Source organism: Kitasatospora sp. NPDC091257, from assembly GCF_044757675.1.
GTDB classification, from domain to species: Bacteria; Actinomycetota; Actinomycetes; order Streptomycetales; family Streptomycetaceae; genus Kitasatospora; species Kitasatospora lactacystinica.
Genome location: NZ_JBIVVI010001780.1, coordinates 1 through 1,225 on the forward strand (window position 1 = coordinate 1; position 1,225 = coordinate 1,225).

A 1,225-nucleotide genomic window follows, 5' to 3' on the forward strand; every position below is an offset into this window, starting at 1 on the left:
GTGGCGGTGGCGGAGGGGTCGAGGGGGTACCGCGGCCGCGGGTCGCGGCCGACGCGGTAGCCGGAGAGGTGGACCAGGCGGCGCAGCCCGGGCCGGGTGGCGGACCACTGCAGGGCGTGCAGCGCGCCGTGGACGTTGGCGGGTTCGGCCTGGGCGCGGGTGAGGCCGAAGGCGTAGCGGGCGGCGAGGTTGTGGACGTCGCGGACCTCGCCGAGCCGGGCGTCGTCCTCGGGGGAGAGCCCGAGGCCGGGGCGGGTGAGGTCGGCGGTGACGGTGGTCGGCGCGGTGCCGTCCGCGCCGTGGTCGTGCAGCCACCGGCGCAGGGTGTCCGCGCCGGCGGTGTCGCGGACGGCGGCGGCCACCGGCTCGCCGCGGCTGAGGAGTTCGAGGACGAGCCAGCGGCCGAGGAAGCCGGTGGCGCCGAGGACGAGGGTGCGGGGCGGTGGGGCGGGCGTCACGGTGAACTCCAGGGATCCAGAATCAGTAGACCGGTCTGCATATTTTTCGGGCGCGGGCGGGCGGCGGCGCGGAACGGCCCGCCGCCCGCGCTCCGTCTACCGGCTGCCGAGCAAGTGCCGGACGGCGTGCCGGGCGTGGTCCAGTGGCTCGCGGCTGCGCCGGACGGAGGCGAGCAGGACGGCCCCCTCCAGCAGGGCGAGCGCCTGCCCGGCGGCGGCCCCGGCCTGCGCCGGGCCGAAACCTTCGCGCTCCAGGCGGTCGGCCAGGACCTGCTGCCAGCCCGCGTACAGCCCGGCGCAGACCGTCCGCAGGGTCTCGTTGGTGCCGGCCACCTCCAGGGCGACGGTGGCGATCGGGCAGCCGCTGGTGTAGTCCGAGCGCTCCAGGCGCTCGGCGAAGGCCTCGATCAGCTGCTCGGCGAGGGTGGCGGTGTCGGCGCCCTCGCCGGCCAGCGTCGTGAGCAGCGCCTCGACCTCCTGGCCGGCCTGGGTGAGTGCGGCGGCCACCAACTGGTCCTTGCCACCGGGGAAGTGGAAGTAGAGCGAGCCGCGCGGGGCGCCGGTGGCGGCCACGATCCGGTTGAGTCCGGTCCCGAAGTAGCCCTGCGCCTCGATCAGTTCCCTGGTGCCGGCGATCAGCCGGGCCCGGGTCTCCTCGCCCTTGACTCCCATGCGGCGATAGTAGACCGGTCTGCATATTTTTGTCGACGGGCCGTCGGGGCTGCTCCGGTGGCCCTCCGAGGGTCGTCCGGTGATCCTTCGGGGGT

At 75.5% G+C, this 1,225-nt stretch carries 2 protein-coding genes; both read right to left on the bottom strand.

What is annotated here, in order from left to right:
* On the bottom strand, window positions 1–458 hold a 458-nt coding region (locus tag ACIQOV_RS41980), incomplete at its 3' end, for an SDR family oxidoreductase (RefSeq protein ID WP_401056481.1).
* Window positions 459–554: 96 nt separating this feature from the next.
* Complete coding sequence (locus ACIQOV_RS41985; RefSeq protein WP_401056483.1) at window positions 555–1,130, bottom strand: TetR/AcrR family transcriptional regulator; 576 nt, start codon at window positions 1,128–1,130, stop codon at window positions 555–557.
* Window positions 1,131–1,225 lie beyond the last annotated feature (95 nt).